Genomic DNA, 17,824 nt, shown 5'->3' on the forward strand with positions numbered 1-17,824 from the left:
GCGACGGCACCGCCCTCGTCGTCGGGCTGGGCAATCCCGGCCCGCAGTACGAGAAGACCCGCCACAACGTCGGCTGCATGGTGGCCGACACGCTCGCCGCCCGGGTCGGCGGAAAGTTCAGCGCGCACAAGCGCAGCAACGCCGACATCGTGCAGGCCCGCCTCGACGGCCGGCAGGTGATCCTCGCCAAGCCACGCACCTACATGAACCTCTCGGGCGGGCCGGTCGCCGGACTCGCGCGGTTCTTCTCCGTCGAGCCCGCCGACGTCGTCGTCCTCCACGACGAGCTGGACCTGGACTTCGGCACGATCCGGCTCAAGCTCGGCGGCGGCGAGAACGGCCACAACGGGCTGCGGTCGATCTCGAGTGCCCTCGGCACCAAGCACTACCTGCGCACCCGCATCGGGATCGGCCGCCCGCCCGGCCGCATGGACCCGGCCGACTACGTGCTCAAGCCGTTCTCCTCGACCGAACGCAAGGACCTCGACCTGATCCGCGAGCAGGCCGCCGACGCGGTGGAGCTGTTGCTGCGGGTCGGCCTGGAAGAGGCGCAGAACAGGCTGCACTGAGCGCGGCGTCAGCCGCCCAGCAGGTGCACTGAGCGCGGCGTCAGCCGCCCAGCAGGTGGACGGAGCTGCCACGGCGCAGCTTGCCCGACGACGTCTTCGGGATGCTGCCCGGCCCGAGCACCGCGACGGTGCGCGGCCGCACCCCGACCTCCGCGACGACCGCGTGCACGACGTCGTGTTCGATGCGGCGCACCTCCTCCGGATCGTCGATCCGGTTGGTCTCGACGGCGACCGCGAACGACTCGCGTTTGTCGCCGGCGTCGAGGCGGATCGCGACGGCGTTGCCGGGGCGCACGCCGTCGACGCTGCACGCGGCCCGTTCGATGTCGGTGGGATAGACGTTGCGCCCGCCCATGATGATGACGTCCTTGACGCGTCCGCACACCACGATCAGGCCGTCCTCGGTGAAGTAGCCCACGTCGCCGGTGTCGAACCAGCCCTGCGAGTCCTGCGCGGGCACCGGACCGTCGACGGTGAGGTAGCCGTGGGTGACCGCCTTGCCGCGCAACTGGATGATGCCGACGCCGCGGGGCGGCAGCAGCTCCCCGTCCTGGCCGACGACGCGGCCCTCGAGGCCGGGCACGAGGTGGCCGAGAGTGGGCAGGCGACGGGCGTTGGACCGGCTCGACGGCACCGCCATCCCGCCGGCCTCGAGCAGGTCGGGGTCGACGAGATCGAGGATCTGCCCGCGTCCGGGGTCCGGCACCGAGACCGCGAGGGTGGTCTCGGCCATGCCGTAGACCGGCGCGAGCGCGGCGGGGTCGAGGCCGAACCGGGCGCCGGCGGCGGCGAGGGCCTCCATGGTGTCCGGGTCGACCGGCTCGGCACCGTTCCACATCCACCGCACCGACGACAGGTCGACCGCGCCGTCGGGCGCCTGCGCAAGCTTGCGCGCCAGCAGCGAGTACGCGAAGTTCGGTGCGGCCGTTACGGTTCCGCGGTACTTGCTCATCAGCTCGGCCCACAGCAGCGGGGACCGCAGGAAGTCGAGCGGGGTCACGGAGACGACCTCGGCGCCGACCTGCATGGGCACGCTGAGGAACCCGACCATCCCCATGTCGTGGAACAGCGGCAGCCAGCTGACCATCACGTCGTCGTCGAGGGAGAACTTGATCCGCTCGATCATCGCGTACGCGTTGACGTAGAAGTTCTCGTGCGTGATCTGCACGGCCTTCGGGGATCCCGTGGACCCGGAGGTCAGCTGCTGCAGCGCGATGTCCTGTTCGTCGGTGGGCAGCGGGTCGACGGGCGTGCCGGCGTCCATCTCGGCGATCGTGACGACGGGGATGCCCCGCTCGGCGAGCAGCGGCGCGGCGATCTCGAAGGGGGCGCCGAGCACCACGGTGCGGGCGCCGATCATGCCGATGACGACCTCGGTGTCGCGGGCCCACAGGGCCAGGTCGGTGCGCGGGGTGGGCTGGTGCAGCATCGTCACCGAGGCACCGCGCATCCACACGGCCTGGCAGGCGGGGGCGATGTCCACCGGATTCCCGGCGAGGATGCCGACGGCGTCGCCGTGGCCGATGCCGGCCGCGGCGAGGGCACCGGCCATGCGCCGGGCCTGCTCGTGGATCTGCCCCCACGTCTGCCGCAGCGGGGCGTCCGGCTCGCCGGTGACCAGAGCATGCGGCGAGCGAGCCGCGGTCTCGTACATCTCGTCGGTGAATCTGCTCACGAACCACTCCTCACGCCGGATACGACCACGCCCAGGGTGCCCCCGATCCGCGCCGAGGGGGAGTCTCTTCGGCGAATGTGACCGAATCTGGCGGAAATCGACATTCAATCGCCGAGTAACATGGACGAGTTGTCTGCGATGCGCGAGCCGCCCGCGCGCATCCACGAGCCGCACATCCGCTTCGAGAGGTTCTCCTGCGTTGACTACCCCGCCCGTTTCCACCGGCAACGACGCCGGCAACACCGCCGTGTCGTCGAAGGAAGTGCTCGCGGAAGCGGGTCGCCGCCGCACCTTCGCAGTGATCTCCCACCCGGACGCCGGCAAGTCCACGCTGACCGAGGCGCTGGCCCTGCATGCGAAGGTCATCGCGGAGGCCGGTGCGGTGCACGGCAAGGCCGGGCGCAAGTCCACCGTGTCCGACTGGATGGAGATGGAGAAGGCCCGCGGCATCTCCGTCAGCTCCACGGCGCTGCAGTTCAACTATCGCTCCGAGGAGTCCGGCGACGACGTCGTCAACGTGATCAACCTCGTCGACACTCCCGGCCACTCCGACTTCTCCGAGGACACCTACCGGGTGCTCACCGCCGTGGATGCGGCGGTGATGCTCATCGACGCCGCCAAGGGCCTCGAGCCGCAGACGCTCAAGCTGTTCCAGGTGTGCCGGCACCGGGGCATCCCCGTCATCACCGTGATCAACAAGTGGGACCGGCCCGGCCGGACCCCGCTGGAACTGCTCGACGAGATCGACGAGCGCATCGGCCTGACCCCCACCCCCCTGTTCTGGCCCGTCGGCATCGCCGGCGACTTCCGCGGCCTGCTGCGCCGCGGCGAGGACGGCGCACCGGTCGAGTACGTCAAGTTCACCCGCACCGCCGGCGGCGCGAAGATCGCCCCCGAGGACCGGCTCTCCCCCGGCGAGGCCGAGGACCGCGAGGGCGAGACGTGGATCGAGGCGGCCGAGGAGTCGGAGCTGCTGTCGGCCAGCGGGCAGGACCACGACCAGGAGCTGTTCCTGGCCGGGCAGACCTCGCCGGTGATCTTCGCGTCGGCGATGCTCAACTTCGGTGTCCGGCAGATCCTCGACACCCTCGTCGCGCTGGCGCCGCCGCCGCGCGCCCGGCTCGACGTGAACGGCAACTCCCGCAACGTGGACGACCCGTTCAGCGCCGTGGTGTTCAAGGTGCAGGCGGGCATGGACACCGCGCACCGCGACCGCCTGGCGTTCATGCGGGTGGTGTCCGGGGTGTTCGAGCGCGGCATGGTCGTCACGCACGCGCAGACGGGCAAGCCGTTCGCCACCAAGTACGCGCTGACGGTGTTCGGCCGGGAACGGTCCACGGTCGAGAACGCCTACCCCGGCGACGTGGTCGGCCTGGTCAACGCCACGGCTCTCGCGCCCGGGCACACCCTGTACGTGGACAGGAAGGTGGAGTTCCCGCCGATCCCGTCGTTCGCGCCCGAGCACTTCTCGATCCTGCGCGCCGAGAGCGCCTCGAAGTACAAGCAGTTCCGCAAGGCCGTCGATCAACTCGACTCCGAAGGCGTGGTGCAGATCCTGCGCAACGACATCCGCGGCGACGCGTCCCCGGTGATGGCAGCCGTCGGTCCCATGCAGTTCGAGGTGGTGGCGGCCCGGATGAAGGCCGAGTACAACGTCGAGCCGCGGATGGAACCGCTCGGCTACGCGCTGGCCCGCCGCACCGACGCGGCCTCGGCGGACGAGCTGAACCGGCAGCGCGGCGTCGAGGTCTTCACCCGCTCGGACGGGGTGCTGCTGGCGCTGGTGAGCGACAAGTGGCGGCTGCAGTACATCCAGAAGGAACTTCCCGAGCTCACCCTCGAGCCGCTGGTGGCCACCGCCGATTAGGGACGCCCGTGGTGCGTGGGGCTGGTGTTACTGGTAGTTTGCTGTGCCGTCGAGCCGACCGAGCTCGCGGATGTCAGGAGCGTTCATGGACGACGACTCGGCCGCACCGACCGACGGCACGCCGCTGCGCGGCCGTTCCGACCCGGCGGACGAGTCGCCGGGGCCCAAGCGGGCGGGCACCTTCGTCTATCCCCTGCCGGGAACCCTGACCGGTAACGGCGCGTCCGCCCCGCACTCGGTGGGAAGCCACGCGGCGGACCACGACGTCGCCGACGAGGCCGGTGGCAACGGCACCGATCCGCTCTCGCTGCCGAGCTTCGACGAGATCGTCGCCGGCACGAACGGCGTCGCCGCGGACAGCACGCCGACCGCCGCGTCGCGCCGCAACTCGATGGGAGTGGCATCCGTGCGGATCGCGGCGCGACTGGCGCACACCGAACTCGCCGCCCGCGCGCAGCGGCCCCCCGCCTCCGACCCGACGATCGGCACCGACGAACTGCTCACCCTGCTCGGCGAGTACCTCGTCGCGGGCGGGTTCGAGAACCCGGAGATCCGCGCCGTGCTGGGCGGCCAGGAGATCGTCGTCGACCTGCTCGCGCCGCAGCGCAGCGCACGCTGACGCCCGCATCCGCGCCCCCGCCGGTCGGCAACGCACGAAACAACCCGCACTGCTGAGGATTTCGTGCGCGGATGCGTCGTCTCGTCGCGCCCCACTCCCCGCGCGGGACTGCGGCCGGCCGAGCGTCTACTCCCGGAACAGCCCCGCGACGACGGCCGGGTCCACCTCGCCGATCCCCCGCGGCGACCACGACGGGTTGCGGTCCTTGTCGACGAGCACCGCGCGCACCCCCTCGGCGAAGTCGGGCTCGGCGGTGATCCGCACCGCGACCTCGAGTTCCCGCGCGAAGCACTCGCCCAGGGTGCTCTCGGCGCCGCGACGCAGCAGCTCCGCGGTGGCCCAGAGGCTCGTCGGGGACGCCGCGCACAGCGCCGCGCGGGTGGTGACGGCCCACTGCTCGTCGAGGTCGTGGCCGCCGGAGAGCCGTTCGACGGCGTCGGCGACGGTGCCGTCGCCGAACACCGCGTCGATGTCGGCGTAGCGGTCGGCGATCGCCGATGCGGGGGCCGCCTCGGCGAACTCGTCGAGCGCCAGCTGCCAGTGTCCCTCGCGGATCCGGTCGGCGAGGGCTTCGATCCGGTGACTGGGAACGAAGTGGGTGGCCAGGCCGACGGCGATGGCGTCGCCCGCGTCGGCGCGGGCGCCGGTCAGCGCCAGATACAGGCCGACCGCGTCGCAGCGGGCGGTGGTGCCGCGCAGCCGCGGCAGGAAGTGGCTGGCGCCGACGTCGGGGATGAAGCCGATCGCCGTCTCCGGCATCGCCAGCATCGCCTTCTCCGTCACGACGCGCACCGCGCCGTGTACCGAGATGCCCAGCCCGCCGCCCATCGTGACGCCGTCGAGGAGCGCGAGATACGGCTTGGGGTAGGTGGCGACCAGTTCGTCGAGCCGGTACTCGTTCGCGAAGTAGTCCCGCACCGTGGCGGTGTCGCCGGCCACGGCGGCGTCCCGCACCGGCTTGATGTCGCCGCCCGCGCAGAACGCCCGGTCGGATGCGCTGGTGACCAGCACCGCGGTGATCTCGGGGTCGTCGCGCCACGCCAGCAGGGCCTCGTACATGTCGCGGATCATCGACGAGTCGAGGGCGTTGAGCGCCACCGGCCGGTCGAGCACCACCTCGCCGATGCCGTTGGCGACGCGGGTGCGGATGAAGGTGTCGGTCACGGGGCGGAGCCTACCGGGCCGCTCCCCCGACGGCCGATCGTGTGAGCCCGGCGGCGCGCGTGTCGAACTCGGCGCACCGCGGCCTACTGTCCGGTACCGGCGGTGCCGTCCTGCCGGCGACCGGTCGGGGGGCCGATGAGCAGCCAGCGGTGCCCGAACGGATCGAGCAGCGTGGCGTTGCGGTGACCGTGGCTCTCGGCGATCCAGCGCTCGACGGTGCCGCCGGCGTCGTGGGCCTTCGCGAGAACGGCGTCGGTGTCGGCGACCGGCAGCATCAGGCTCACCGACGTCGCGCCGGCCTCGGGCGCGGCCAGGCCCATCTCGGGGAACTCCTCCGCGAGGTAGACCATTCCGGTCGGAAAGACCAGCTCGGCGTGCCCGATCCGGCCGTCCTCCAGCACCACGGGGTCCGCGGCCAGTGTCGCGCCGAACACCTGCCGGTACCAGTCGATGGCGCTGCGGGCGCGCGCCACGATGAGATACGGGAGCGCACCGGCCCGGGGGAAGACTTCGGTGTCGGTCGCGGTCATCGGGCGGGGTCCCCTCCTCTCGGGTGGTTCAGGATGCGCGGGGCGGCTGCTGCAGCAGCGACCACCGGTTCGACGTGAGCCGGAAGCTGGGCATGTCGGACACGGATGTGACTGTCTCCCAGTTTCTTTCGTATCCGGTATGGGAGATGCGCCAGCTCCCGTCGGAGCAACGCACATAGCGGTCGTGGTAGTAGGCGGACCCGCGCATCACCAGCCCGTCCTCGGGCACCACCACCGTGTCGGCCAGGAACCAGATGCCCGTGGCCGTGTCGCCCTCGACGTCGATCTCGGGATGGCCACAGTGATGTTCGGTGATGACGTGGGATCCGAGGGTGTTCTCGAGGAAGTTCAGGAACGCGTCGCGCGACTCGAAACTCAGGTGCTCGCCGTAGACGGCGGTGGCCTCGGGAACCATGGTGTCGGCCAGTTCGATCCACGACTTCGTGTCGAGCGCCCGCGCGTAGCGGTACTTCAGCCGCTCGATCTCACCTATCGCCTGCAGATCCATTCTCGCGCCTCCCACCACAGGTAAGACCTGTCAGCCAGGCTAGCCGGGATCACCCTCGGAGGGTATCGATTTCGGCGGCTCGCCGGGCAATTCGATTGCAGTTAGGTCACGGCACCTGGATCGTGTTCCCGTTCCGCGACCAGCGCCCGGATCGCGGCGTCGACGAGCGTGCGGGCATAGGCGTCGTCGTCCGCCGCCGATCCCGGGTCGGCGAGGGAGAACAGCACGTGACTGAGCGCCGCGCCGGTGACCATCTCGAGCAGCAGGGTCACCGAGACCGCCGGGGGCAGCTCGCCCCGCTCGACCGCCCGCAGCACGATGGTGCGGGCCGCGACGAGGCGGCTCCGGTTGAGCGTGGTGGTCAGGTTGGCCAGCAGGTCCGGGTGCACGCGGGCGTCGAGCGCGACGCGCAGGCTCACCAGCCCGGGCGTGGTGCGGTAGCCGCGCAGCAGCTGGGTGACGAGCTCGACCAGGTCCGAGCGCAACGATCCGGTGTCGATCGGCACCGGCAGCGGGCTGCGCGCCTCGAGGGCCTGCACGAGCAACTCGTCCTTGGTGGCCCAGCGCCGGTACAGCGCCGCGCGGCCCACCCGGGCGCGCCTGCCGACCGCGTCGATGGTGAAGCCGCGCCAGCTGGTCTCGGAGTAGACCTCGATCACCGCGTCGTAGACGCGGTCCTCGAGGTCGGCGTCGCGGGGTCGGCCCCGGCGACGGACGGTCGGCTCGGTCACGGTCTGCAGTGTGCCAGACACCCCACCCCATTTACAGACTGAATCAGTCCGTATTAGTGTGCGGGTGACCGATCCCAGGACAACTCCCCCGAGGACCGCCATGACCGACCCTGCCCGGGTACCCGTCGTCGTCGGCGTCGGCGACCTGCGCTCCGGACGCGCCGGCGCCCCCGCCGACCCCCGCGAACCGCTCGACCTGATCCACGAGGCCGCCGTGGCCGCCCTCGCCGACTCCGGTGCCGACGGACTCGCCCAGCGCATCGACTCCGTGTACGCCGTCAAGACCGCGAGCTGGGCGTACGACGACCTGCCCGCCCTGCTCGCCGCGCGTCTCGGCGCCGCAGCGGTCCGCACCCACACCAGCCCCATCGGCGGGCACTGGCCGGCCGCCCTGCTCGACCGGATCGCCCACGAGATCGCCACCGGCGCCGCGGGTGTCGCGCTGCTCGTCGGCGGCGAGTCCCAGGCCTCGGTCACCGCCGCGACGAAGACCGGCACCGACCCGGCCACGCTCGGCTGGACCACCGACCCCGGCGGGCCGCCGGCGTTCGACCCCGACGACCTCGGCAGCCCCGCCATGCAGCGCGCCGGGATGATCGCACCCACGCGCGTCTACCCGCTGTTCGAGACCCGGCTCAGCCACGAACTCGGTCACTCCCGCGACGAGTCGCTGGCCTGGTCCGCCCAGCTGTACGCCGCGTTCTCGGAGATCGCCGGCCGCAACCCCGCCGCCTGGAACCCGGACCTGCGCACCGCCGAGGACATCACCGCCGTCGGCCCCCGCAACCGGATGGTCACCGCCCCGTACCCGCTGCTGCTCAACGCGATGCCGTTCGTCGACCAGGCGGCCGCCGTCGTCGTCACCTCCCTCGCGACCGCCCGCGAGCTCGGCGTCGCCGAGGACCGGATCGTGTACGTGTGGGGCGGTGCGGGCGCGACCGAGCCGGCCGACATCCTCGCCCGCGCCGACTTCGGCCGGTCCGCGGCGCTGGCCGACGCCCTCGCCCGCACCCTCGAACGCACCGATCTCCGGCCGGCCGACCTCGATATCGTGGACGCCTACAGCTGCTTCCCCGTGGTGCCGAAGTTGCTCATCGAGCACCTCGGCCTGCCCCGCGAGACCGTCCCGAGCGTCACCGGCGGCCACTCGTTCTTCGGCGGACCGCTCAACAGCTACACGCTGCACTCGTTCGTCGCCGTCACGCGCCGGCTGCGCACCGACGCCGAGATCGCCCTCGTCCACGGCAACGGCGGCTACCTGACCTACCAGCACACCGTCGTGCTCGCCGCCGCCCCGCACACCCGCGGGTACGTCGGCGACCCCGAGCCTCGCGTGCTGACCGCCACCGCACCCGAGTTCGCCGCCGACTACACCGGAGAGGTCGAGATCCACACGGCCACCGCAGAATACGGACGCGACGGCCACCCGGCGATCGGGTTCCTGGTGGGCACCACCCCCGACGGCCGCCGGGTCTCCGGCTACACCGATGCGGCGGGCGCGGCGGGGCTCGCCGGCGGTCCCGACCTCGCCGGCCGCACCGTCCACGTCGTCGACCGCGGTGGCGCCCTCACCGTCACCCTGACCGACCCCGTCCCCGAGGAGACCCCCGCATGACCGAGCCCGTCGTCCTGGTCGAGCAGCGCGGCCACACGTTGCTCGTCACCATCAACCGGCCCAAGGCCGCCAACAGCATCAACGCCGACGTGCACACCGGCCTCGGCGAGGCGTGGGAACGCGCCGACAAGGATCCGGACGTGCGCGTCGTCGTCCTCACCGGCGCCGGGGACAGCGTGTTCTGCGGCGGCGCCGATCTCAAGGCGCTCGGCACCGCCGGCCCGGGTGGGGTGACCCCGCCCGAGACCGCGCACTGGGGCTTCGCCGGCGTGGTCAGGCACCACATCACCAAGCCGATCGTCGCGGCGGTCAACGGCACCGCCCTCGGCGGCGGTACCGAGCTCGCCCTCGCGAGCGACCTCGTCGTCGCCGCCGACACCGCCGAATTCGGGCTGCCCGAGGTCCACCGCGGCCTCATCGCCGGCGCCGGCGGCGTATTCCGGATCGTCGAAGCCCTCCCGCGGGCCGTCGCGATGGAGCTCGTGCTCACCGGCAAGCCGATGGCCGCGACCGACGCGCTGCGCTGGGGTCTGGTGAACCGCGTCGTTCCGCGGACCGACCTCCTCACCACCGCGCTCGAACTCGCCGACCTCGTCGCCGCCGGCGCACCCCTGGCCGTGCAGGCGAGCAAGACGATCGCGCGCGGGATCGTCGACGGCATCGTCCCGTCCGAGGAACAGGCGTGGGCCGCGACCGACGCCGCCCTGGCCCGACTGACCACCAGCGCCGACACCCTCGAGGGTGTCATGGCCTTCATGGAGAAGCGCACACCCGTCTGGAGCGGACGATGACCACGACGTTGAACAGGGAAACCTGGGACACCCCCGAGCGGGCCGCGCTGCGCCGGCTCGCCGCCGACTTCACCCGCAAGGAGATCCTCCCGCACCTCGACACCTGGGAGCGCGAGGGCGCCGTCCCGCCCGAGCTGCACCGCACGGCGGCCGACGCCGGGCTGCTCGGCGCCTCGGTCGCCGAGGAGCACGGCGGTTCCGGCGGCAACCCGCTCGACATGCTCGCGATCCTCGAGGAGATCATCCTCGCGGGCGGCTCGTCCGGCCTGATCTCCGCGTTGTTCAGCCACGGCATCGCCACCCCGCACATCGTCGCGTCCGGGAACCGGGACCTGATCGAGCGGTTCGCCCGGCCCGCCCTCGAGGGCCGGATGATCGGCTCGCTGGGGATCACCGAGCCGGGCGGGGGTTCCGACGTCGCGGGCATCCGGACCACCGCCCGCCGCGACGGCGACGAGTACGTGATCAACGGCGCCAAGCTGTACATCACCTCCGGCACGCGCGCCGATTTCGTCACCACCGCCGTCCGCACGGGTGCGGCGGGAGCCGGGGGCATCTCGCTGATCGTCGTGCCCACCGGCACACCGGGATTCACGGTCTCGCGCAAGCTCGACAAGATGGGCTGGCTGTGCTCGGACACCGCCGAGCTGTTCTACGACGACGTGCGGGTGCCCGTCGCGAACCTGATCGGCGAGGAGAACAGCGGGTTCGCACAGATCGCGCAGCAGTTCCAGGGCGAGCGGCTCTCGCTCGCGTTCCAGGCCGTCGCCACCGCGCGGCGTTGCTACGACCTGGCGGTGGAGTGGGTCCGTTCGCGCGAGACGTTCGGCCGGCCCCTGTCGAGCCGTCAGGTGGTGCGCCACCGGCTCGCGGAGACGGCAACCGAGATCGCTGCGGCCCACACCTTCTGCCGCTCCGTCGCCGAACGCTGGGTGAACGGCGAGGCGATGCTGCTCGAGACGTCGATGGCGAAGAACTTCGCCGTCCGGGTGTGCGACCACGCGGTGATGGAGTCGGTGCAGCTCTTCGGCGGCCTCGGCTGCATGCGCGAGAGCGAGGTCGAACGCCACTTCCGCGATGCCCGCGTTCTCGGCATCGGCGGCGGCACCACCGAGATCATGAACGAGATCATCAGCAAGCTGCTGGGATTGTAGGCGGCTTCGCCGCCGGTGTGTCCTTTGGGCTGCTGCTGCCGCCCAAAGGACACACCGGGGCCTACAACCCCTCTGCCAGCTCCATCCACTGCTCCTCGGCGGCCTCCTTCTCCGCGACCACGCTGCGCAGCTCGGCGTCGAGCTTCTGCAGGCGATCGGGGTCGGTGGCCGCGTCGGCGAGGTCGTGGTGCAGCTTCTCCTCGCGCTCGGTCAGCTTCGCCACGCTCCGCTCGAGCCGTGCCAGTTCCTTGCGGGCGGCGCGCTCGGCCGCACCGTCGCGCTTCGGTTGCGCCGCAATCTGGTCCGGAGTCGACGCCTTTGCCACGGTGGAGGCCGACGACGGGATGTCCCCGTCGCCCAGCGCCGCGCGCCGGCGCAGGTACTCGTCGATCCCGCCCGGGAGGTTGGTGAGCCTGCCGTCGCCGAACAGCGCCCACGTCGAGTCGCAGATCCGCTCGATCAGGTAGCGGTCGTGGGAGATGACCACCATGGTGCCCGCCCAGCCGTCCAGCAGGTCCTCGAGCTGCTGCAGGGTGTCGATGTCCAGGTCGTTGGTGGGCTCGTCGAGCAGCAGCACGTTCGGCTCGGCCATGAGCACCCGGGTCAGCTGCAGCCGTCGGCGCTCGCCGCCGGAGAGGTCTCCGACGGGGGTGCGCTGCCGCGCCGGGGTGAAGCCGAGCCGTTCGGCGAGCTGGCCGGCCGAGATCTCCTTGTCCCCCAGGGTGATCCGCTCAGCCACGTCCTTGACTGCGTCGAGCACCCGCAGGTCGGTGGGCAGGTCGTCGAGTTCCTGTCGCAGCCAACCGATCTCGACGGTCTTGCCCTGGATGCGACGACCCGACGCCGGTTCGAGTTCCCCGGCGAGGGTGCGCAGCAGCGTCGTCTTCCCCGATCCGTTGACCCCGACCAGGCCGATCCGCTCGCCCGGGCCGAGCCGCCACGTGAGGTCGTGCACCAGTTCCCGGCCGTCGGGGGTGGTCAGCGTCGCGTCCTCGAGTTCGATGACCACCCGGCCGAGGCGCCGTTTGGCGAACGACGCCAGCGCCACCGTGTCCCGCGGCGGCGGCACGTTCGCGATCAGCGACTCCGCCGCCTCGATGCGGTAGCGCGGCTTCGAGGTGCGCGCCGGAGCCCCGCGCCGCAGCCACGCCAGTTCCTTGCGCGCGAGGTTGCGGCGCCGTTCCTCCATCGCATCGGCCTGCCGGGCCCGCTCGGCGCGGGCGAAGATCCAGTCGTTGTAGCCGCCCTCGTAGCTCTCCACCTGCCCGTTCACGACCTCCCACGTGCGGGTCGCGACGGTGTCGAGGAACCACCGGTCGTGGGTGACGACGACGAGGGCGCTGCGCCGGGCGAGCAGGTGCTCGGCGAGCCACTGCACGCCCTCGACGTCGAGGTGGTTGGTGGGTTCGTCCAGCACGAGCAGGTCGAGGTCCTGCACGAGCGCGGCCGCGAGCGCGACGCGCCGTCGCTCGCCGCCGGAGAGACCGTCGACGAGCGCGTCGAGGCCGAGCCGGTCGACGCCGATGCCCGCGAGGACGGAACGGATCCGGGCGTCGCCGGCCCACTCGTGCTCGGCGACACCCAACGGCCCGAGCACGACCTGCCCGACCGTGGACCCGGGCGGCAGAACACCGCGCTGGGTGACGACCGCCATGCGCAGCCCGCCCACCCGGCTGACCCGGCCCGAGTCGGGCTCCTCGAGGCCGGTGAGGACCTCGAGCAGGGTGGTCTTGCCGCCGCCGTTGAGGCCGACGACGCCGATGCGTTCACCTTCCTGCACGCCGAGGGACACCGAGTCCAGCAGCGGCTTGATGCCGAAGGACTTCGAGACCTGTTCGAGGTTGATCAGATTCGCCACGCGGAGCAATGCCTTCCGAGAGATCAGTGGTGGGAGTTGTCGACGACGCGCGCGCCCGGGACCGGCCCGGAGGCCACGCGCACCGTCCGGCACACGCCGGCACCGGCCAGCTCGGCGCTCACCGTCACCGCCGCGGCGGCGTCGGCGCACAGGAACGCGCATGTGGGTCCGGACCCGGAGACGATGCCCGCCAGGGCCCCGGCCTCCACGCCCGCACGCAGGGTGCGCCGCAGCGCGGGCTCGAGCGACAGGGCAGCGGCCTGCAGGTCGTTGCCCAGCAGCGGCGCCAGCGCGTGTGGATCGCCGGCGGCAAGCGCCTGCAGCAGACTGTCGAGTCCGCCGACCCGGGGCGGGGAGCCCTCGGCCCGGAGCCGGTCCAGCTCGCGGAACACCACCGGGGTGGACAGGCCGCCCTTGGCGAGGGCCAGCACCCAGTGGAACGTGCCGCGGGAGAGCACGGGCACCAGGCGCTCGCCGCGCCCGGTGCCGATGGCGGTGCCGCCGTGCAGGCAGAACGGGACGTCGCTGCCCAGTTCGGCGGCGAACTCGTCGAGGTCGTCGCGGGTGAGACCGAGCCCCCACAGGGCGTCGAGGGCGACGAGCGTGGCGGCGGCATCGGTGCTGCCGCCGGCCATGCCACCCGCGACGGGAATGCCCTTGTCGATCGTGATGGCGACCTCGGGTGCGCGTCCGGCGCGCTCGGCGAGCAGGGCCGCCGCCCGCCACGCAAGGTTGCCGGCGTCGGTGGGGACAGCCGCGGCGTCGGCACCGCGTACCCGCAGGCTCAGCGTGTCGGCGCGGGCGACGGACACCTCGTCGCTCAGCGACAGCGCGTGGAAGACCGTGCGCAGCTCGTGGTATCCGTCGTCGCGCAGGTCACCGACGGCGAGGTGCAGATTCACCTTGGACGGCGCCCGCACGGTGACGGGGCTCGGAACGACGGACAGCACGGATATACAGCTTACGCACCCGCGCGGAACCGATTGCGGACGACGGCTGTCCTCGTTCACTGGCATGCTCGGGCCATGCGCGAAACGTCCGCTCGCCTGCTGCGCCTGCTGTCGCTGCTCCAGACCCGACGGGACTGGTCCGGCACCGAGCTCGCCGAGCGCCTGCAGATCACCACCCGCACGGTGCGCCGCGACGTCGACAGGCTTCGCGACCTCGGCTACCCGGTGGACGCGACCGTCGGGGTCGGCGGCGGGTACCGCCTCGGCGCGGGTGCGGAGATGCCGCCGCTGCTGCTCGACGACGAGGAGGTCGTCGCGGTGGCGGTCGCGCTGCAGTCCGGCGCGACCGGCTCGGTGACGGGCATCGGGGAGGCCTCGGGCCGCGCCCTGGCCAAGCTGCGGCAGGTGATGCCGTCGCGGTTGCGGCACCGGCTCGAAGCGCTGCGGGTGGACGTGGTCGAGCAGGCTCCGGCCGCGTCCGCGGTCGACGCGGGCCTGCTGTCCGCCGTCGCCTCGGTGTGCCACGCACACGAGCGGCTGCGCTTCGACTACCGCACGCACGACGGCGGATTCTCGCGGCGGGAGGTGGAGCCGTACCGGCTGGTGCGCTCCGGGGCACGGTGGTATCTGGTGGCGTGGGATCTGCACCGGCAGGACTGGCGGTCGTTCCGCGTCGACCGGATGGAACCGAAGATCCCCACCGGTCCGCGGTTCACCACACGCGGGCTGCCGCCCGGCGGGGCCGCGGAGTTCGTGGCCCGGGGCATCGCGCGCGGGTCGGTCCGGGTCCGGGCCCGGGTGCTGCTGCACGCGCCGTTCGAGTCGATCGCGCCCATGGTCGACGAGCAGTGGGGCACCCTCGAACCGGTCGACGACGACCATTGCGCGGTGGCGCTCGGCGGCACGTCGCTCGGGTCGATCGCGGGCTGGCTCGCGGCGTTCGACGTCGACTTCACCGTGCTGGATCCGCCGGAACTGCGGGACGCGTGCCTGCACGCGGGACGGCGCCACGAGCTGCTGGCCCGGCGATACGAACGCGCCGGCTCCGTCGCTGTGAGCGACTGAGCCGGCGCGTGCGATGACCGGATGTCACACGTATTCGATCGAACCGAACTCGTGTGACATCCGGCCGGTGAGGCGGGTGTGTCAGCCGATGACGGTGACGCCGGTGGCCTGCGGGCCCTTCTGACCCTGGCCGACCTCGAAGCTCACGCGCTGGTTCTCCTCGAGGGTGCGGAAGCCGCGACCCTGGATCTCGGAGAAGTGCACGAAGACGTCCGCGGAGCCGTCGGCGGGGGCAATGAAGCCGAAGCCCTTTTCGCCGTTGAACCACTTCACGGTACCTTCAACCATGTTCATTCCTAAGAAGATTCGGGAAGCACCAGGCTTCCCCACTCGTCGAGCGACACATCGCCGCTCGGGTCTGTCACTCGACGGTAGAAAACGATTCCGTGTGGGCTATCGCATCCGCTCGCGACCAGAAATGCGCGAGGGGTGAACCACGAACACTACCTAACGACCGAGTGCAAGTAGATCACATCGGCGCCCGCACCGCCAGCGATATCGCCGGAACTGCCACGAAACAGCGTTGTGCCGAAACGTTTTCGCAGGACACGACGCCGACGCCCGGATACGACGACGCCGGCCCACCGACACGAAGAGGGGCCGGTCCCTGCGGACCGGCCCCTCTTCACTGCTCGGATGCACCTCTCACGGCGACACTTCCACGACGACCTCACGAGGCCGTCGGAGAAGGCACCTGCCCGGGGAACGCGCGCCGAGCGTTCGACCTACGTCAGCCGATGACGGTGACGCCGGTGGCCTGCGGGCCCTTCTGACCCTGGCCGACCTCGAAGCTCACGCGCTGGTTCTCCTCGAGGGTGCGGAAGCCGCGACCCTGGATCTCGGAGAAGTGCACGAAGACGTCCGCGGAGCCGTCGGCGGGGGCAATGAAGCCGAAGCCCTTTTCGCCGTTGAACCACTTCACGGTACCTTCAACCATTTTCAACCTCATACATCTCGGAAAGCCGTGCGGCCTTCATCTTTCGTCGAACGACACGACGTCGTCCGGGCCTGTCACTCGACGGCTGAGAAGGATTCCGTGGGAATTTCGCATCCGCTCGCAACTAGAAATGTGCGAGGGGTAAACCACGAACACACTACCTAACGACCGTGTACCAGTAGAGCACAGATCCGCCCGCCTGCCAAGCGCTGCGACGGAACCGACCCGCCCGGCGCCGTCACTGCGTACCGGCCCTGCCCGGCGCCGTCACTGCGCGGCGGCGATCCGCACGAAGGCAGCGGCGTCCAGCTTCTCCCCCCGCGTCGACGGATCGATCCCGGCGGCGAGCAGGCGTCGCTCGGCCTCCGCGGCCGAACCGGCCCAGCCGCTCAGCGCTGCCCGCAGCGTCTTGCGGCGCTGCGCGAATGCGGCATCGACGACGGCGAATACCCTGCGGCGGTGCCCCTCGTCCGTGGGCCACGGCGGCTCGGCGTAGCGGTCGATGCGCACCAGCCCGGATTCCACCTGGGGCACCGGCCAGAAGACGGCCCGGCCCACCGACCCGGCGCGACGGACGTGGCCGAAGAAGCCGGCCTTGACACTGGGCACGCCGTACACGCGGCTCCCGGGTTCGGCGGCGAGCCGATCGGCCACCTCGGCCTGCACCATCACCAGAGCCGTGCGCAGCGAGTCGAATTCGGCGAACAAGTGCAGCAGCACGGGCACCGCGACGTTGTAGGGCAGGTTCGCGACGAGCGCCGTCGGGGTGGCCGGCAGGTCGGCCGGATACACCCGCATGGCGTCCTTCAGGACGACGTCGAGCCGCCCGGCGAGGTCGGGCGCGCGGTCGGCGACCGTCGCGGGCAGGCGCTCGGCGAGCCTGGGATCGATCTCCACGGCGACGACGCGGTCGACGACGTCGAGCAGGGCGAGCGTCAGCGAGCCGAGGCCCGGGCCGACCTCGAGCACCACGTCGTCGCGGCCCACGCCGGCGACCGAGACGATGCGGCGCACCGTGTTGGCGTCGTGCACGAAGTTCTGGCCGAGTTGTTTGGTCGGCCGGACCCCGAACTCCTCCGCGAGGGCGCGCACCTCGGCGGGACCGAGCAGGGCGGCACGACCGCGAGCGGTCACGTCGGAACCGTCGCGGGCGGTCACGTCGGAACCGTCGCGAGCGGTCACGTCGGAACCGTCGCGGGGGGTCGAGCCGGGGTCGCCGGGTGAGTGGTCTGGCACGTGCCGAACCTAACGCACGCCGATGCGGGACGAGCAGGACGGCCACGCTCCCCAGCCCTGGGCACGCTGCATCCGGCTCGCGACGGCGATCTGTTCTTCCCGGGTGGCGAGGTCGGCACGGGGCGCATACTTCAGGCCGCCCTGGCGCTCCCAGGTGCTCTGGTCGAACTGCAGGCCGCCGTAGTAGCCGTTGCCGGTGTTGACGGCCCAGTCGCCGGTGGCTTCGCACTGCGCGAGGGCGTCCCAGGCGTCGCCGTTCTCGACGGGCGGCACCTCGGTTCCCGGCTTGGCGCCCACGCGCACGATGCGCGGCTGCGCCGGGGTGGTGACGACGGCGTCGATCTGTTCGCGGGTGGTCTCGACGCCGTCGACGGTGGTGACGGCGAAGGTGACGTCGTGCACGCCGGGCACGCCGGGGTTCTCGACGACCGTCCGGCTCATGTTCATGGTGGGATCCTCGATGCGCTGCTCCGGAGGCGCGAGCGGCTGAGTCTCGGTGACCCGGACCGTGCGCTGGCGGGTGACGCGGATCTCGAGGCCGTCGGTCAGCGCCGC

The 17,824-nt window shown here is 71.7% G+C and carries 18 protein-coding genes; 7 read left to right on the forward strand and 11 right to left on the reverse strand.

The genetic code is table 11. From position 1 onward, the window contains the following. The coding region (gene pth, locus CQZ88_RS12090; RefSeq protein ID WP_102799802.1) for an aminoacyl-tRNA hydrolase at positions 1-569 on the forward strand (569 nt) is incomplete at its 5' end. 40 nt (positions 570-609) lie between these two features. Here the strand turns inward: pth and CQZ88_RS12095 are convergent. After that, positions 610-2,244 carry a fatty acyl-AMP ligase gene (locus CQZ88_RS12095; RefSeq protein ID WP_065922877.1) on the reverse strand — a complete coding sequence of 545 codons (1,635 nt, stop codon included), beginning with the start codon at positions 2,242-2,244 and terminating at the stop codon, positions 610-612. 199 nt (positions 2,245-2,443) lie between these two features. Here CQZ88_RS12095 and CQZ88_RS12100 point away from each other — a divergent pair, with 199 nt between their 5' ends. Both CQZ88_RS12100 and CQZ88_RS12105 read left to right on the forward strand, forming a co-directional pair. Further along, entirely contained in the window at positions 2,444-4,111 is a 1,668-nt protein-coding gene (locus tag CQZ88_RS12100; protein WP_006938923.1) for a peptide chain release factor 3, read from the forward strand. An 85-nt stretch (positions 4,112-4,196) separates the two neighbouring features. Next, positions 4,197-4,730 carry a hypothetical protein gene (locus CQZ88_RS12105; protein WP_065922878.1) on the forward strand — a complete coding sequence of 178 codons (534 nt, stop codon included), beginning with the start codon at positions 4,197-4,199 and terminating at the stop codon, positions 4,728-4,730. Positions 4,731-4,856: 126 nt separating this feature from the next. On the opposite strand, the gene CQZ88_RS12110 is transcribed toward CQZ88_RS12105, so the two are convergent. The 4 genes from CQZ88_RS12110 to CQZ88_RS12125 form a co-directional block, all read right to left on the reverse strand. Then, the gene (locus CQZ88_RS12110) at positions 4,857-5,894 is read right to left on the reverse strand and encodes an enoyl-CoA hydratase/isomerase family protein (protein ID WP_102799799.1); all 1,038 of its coding nucleotides are present in this window, start codon (positions 5,892-5,894) and stop codon (positions 4,857-4,859) included. An 83-nt stretch (positions 5,895-5,977) separates the two neighbouring features. Then, a complete protein-coding gene (locus CQZ88_RS12115) occupies positions 5,978-6,424 on the reverse strand; it encodes a glyoxalase/bleomycin resistance/extradiol dioxygenase family protein (RefSeq protein ID WP_006938929.1) in 447 nt (148 codons plus the stop codon). A 28-nt stretch (positions 6,425-6,452) separates the two neighbouring features. Then, the gene (locus CQZ88_RS12120) at positions 6,453-6,932 is read right to left on the reverse strand and encodes a nuclear transport factor 2 family protein (RefSeq protein ID WP_006938931.1); all 480 of its coding nucleotides are present in this window, start codon (positions 6,930-6,932) and stop codon (positions 6,453-6,455) included. A 101-nt stretch (positions 6,933-7,033) separates the two neighbouring features. Then, complete coding sequence (locus CQZ88_RS12125) at positions 7,034-7,663, reverse strand: TetR/AcrR family transcriptional regulator (protein ID WP_029542101.1); 630 nt, start codon at positions 7,661-7,663, stop codon at positions 7,034-7,036. Between the two features lie 100 nt (positions 7,664-7,763). On the opposite strand from CQZ88_RS12125, the gene CQZ88_RS12130 reads away from it, so the two are divergent. From CQZ88_RS12130 to CQZ88_RS12140, 3 genes are read left to right on the forward strand one after another with little or no spacing between them, the layout of a single operon-like run. Then, positions 7,764-9,278, forward strand: a complete 1,515-nt coding sequence (locus CQZ88_RS12130) for an acetyl-CoA acetyltransferase (RefSeq protein ID WP_102799800.1) — start codon at positions 7,764-7,766, stop codon at positions 9,276-9,278. Further along, on the forward strand, positions 9,275-10,069 hold the full coding sequence (locus CQZ88_RS12135; protein ID WP_065922881.1) for an enoyl-CoA hydratase-related protein: 795 nt from the start codon (positions 9,275-9,277) through the stop codon (positions 10,067-10,069). The genes CQZ88_RS12130 and CQZ88_RS12135 overlap by 4 nt, the downstream gene beginning before the upstream one ends. Next, a complete protein-coding gene (locus CQZ88_RS12140) occupies positions 10,066-11,223 on the forward strand; it encodes an acyl-CoA dehydrogenase family protein (protein ID WP_006938938.1) in 1,158 nt (385 codons plus the stop codon). Before CQZ88_RS12135 ends, CQZ88_RS12140 begins: the two co-directional genes overlap by 4 nt. 61 nt (positions 11,224-11,284) lie before the next feature. Here the strand turns inward: CQZ88_RS12140 and CQZ88_RS12145 are convergent, their stop codons facing one another. Both CQZ88_RS12145 and CQZ88_RS12150 read right to left on the reverse strand, forming a co-directional pair. Beyond that, a complete protein-coding gene (locus tag CQZ88_RS12145; RefSeq protein WP_006938940.1) occupies positions 11,285-13,081 on the reverse strand; it encodes an ABC-F family ATP-binding cassette domain-containing protein in 1,797 nt (598 codons plus the stop codon). A gap of 23 nt (positions 13,082-13,104) precedes the next feature. Further along, positions 13,105-14,031, reverse strand: a complete 927-nt coding sequence (locus CQZ88_RS12150) for a 4-(cytidine 5'-diphospho)-2-C-methyl-D-erythritol kinase (protein WP_006938943.1) — start codon at positions 14,029-14,031, stop codon at positions 13,105-13,107. Positions 14,032-14,106: 75 nt separating this feature from the next. Here CQZ88_RS12150 and CQZ88_RS12155 point away from each other — a divergent pair, with 75 nt between their 5' ends. Continuing rightward, positions 14,107-15,096, forward strand: coding sequence for a YafY family protein (locus CQZ88_RS12155; RefSeq protein ID WP_065922882.1), 990 nt, complete (start codon positions 14,107-14,109; stop codon positions 15,094-15,096). 81 nt (positions 15,097-15,177) lie between these two features. Here CQZ88_RS12155 and CQZ88_RS12160 read toward each other — a convergent pair whose 3' ends face one another. The 4 genes from CQZ88_RS12160 to CQZ88_RS12175 form a co-directional block, all read right to left on the reverse strand. Then, positions 15,178-15,384 (reverse strand): cold-shock protein, encoded by a 207-nt coding sequence (locus CQZ88_RS12160; protein WP_003937832.1) that lies wholly within the window; start codon positions 15,382-15,384, stop codon positions 15,178-15,180. A gap of 442 nt (positions 15,385-15,826) precedes the next feature. Then, complete coding sequence (locus CQZ88_RS12165) at positions 15,827-16,033, reverse strand: cold-shock protein (protein ID WP_003937832.1); 207 nt, start codon at positions 16,031-16,033, stop codon at positions 15,827-15,829. A gap of 267 nt (positions 16,034-16,300) precedes the next feature. Next, entirely contained in the window at positions 16,301-17,191 is an 891-nt protein-coding gene (gene rsmA / locus CQZ88_RS12170; RefSeq protein WP_037201475.1) for a 16S rRNA (adenine(1518)-N(6)/adenine(1519)-N(6))-dimethyltransferase RsmA, read from the reverse strand. Between the two features lie 87 nt (positions 17,192-17,278). After that, the coding region (locus CQZ88_RS12175) for a resuscitation-promoting factor (RefSeq protein WP_180986999.1) at positions 17,279-17,824 on the reverse strand (546 nt) is incomplete at its 5' end.

It is taken from the genome of Rhodococcus sp. ENV425 (genome assembly GCF_002887785.1).
Lineage (GTDB): Bacteria > Actinomycetota > Actinomycetes > Mycobacteriales > Mycobacteriaceae > Rhodococcus > Rhodococcus aetherivorans.